This is a genomic window from Oleiphilus sp. HI0086 (genome assembly GCF_001635225.1).
Genome location: NZ_LWFZ01000213.1, coordinates 1 through 837 on the forward strand (window position 1 = coordinate 1; position 837 = coordinate 837).

Below are 837 nucleotides of genomic sequence, written 5' to 3' on the forward strand. Positions count from 1 at the left end.
AAAACGAGTAAGTGATGCCCTTCATGTATTAGGTTGTTACCATTTTTTTCAAGCAATTGTATTAAAAGATCCCAATCTTGAAGTTGAACAACTTGCTCTATCGCTTCATGGGCTTGTTCATGCGTGACAAGCCACTCAATAGCGCTTTTCTGCAATGTTTCTAGAAGTGTTGGTTGCTCTACTTTAATTTTTCGAAGGAGCGACTCTCTAAACATCTCATGATAACGGTACCAGCTATGTTCATTATCTAAGGGGGTAATGAAGAGGTTTGCTCTATAAAGGTGGTCAAGTATCTTCGCAGAACCCTGGATATTAAGCATCGAGTCGCAAAGCTGCGCGTTTAAGCGGAGTAAACATGAAGACCTCAATAAGAAGTCTGAAACATTTTGCGGCTGTTGAGAGAGAATTTCACTCACAATATATTCGCTCAGATGCCTATCATCTGAAAGAAGCCTATCTACAGATATGAGCGACTGGTCAGCCTTGGGAGTGGAGACGGCGGATAGCGCTGCAAGTTGTAATGCGGCTATCCAGCCCTCACTGGATGCAAACAAGGAGTCTACTTGCGCATCACTTAACGATAGATTCATATAATCAAGAAGAAAAGCTTTAGATTCTTCAATAGAGAAGGCCAAGTCTGATGATTGTATTTGGTCTACCCAGTTTTTTACACTCCAACGAGAGATCGGAAGCGAAGGTTCGAACCTGCATGTGATGATAATTTGAACAGAAGGTGGCAGAAAATCGACAAAGTAGGCGAACTGGTTCAGGCATTCCTTACTATCAATGTTATGAAAGTCATCTAAGACAATATCAAGGTGCTCATTATGGCTAGCC

1 protein-coding gene is annotated in these 837 nt (G+C 41.7%); it reads right to left on the minus strand.

From position 1 onward, the window contains the following. The coding region (locus A3756_RS27105; protein ID WP_197481124.1) for a hypothetical protein at positions 1-837 on the minus strand (837 nt) is incomplete at both ends.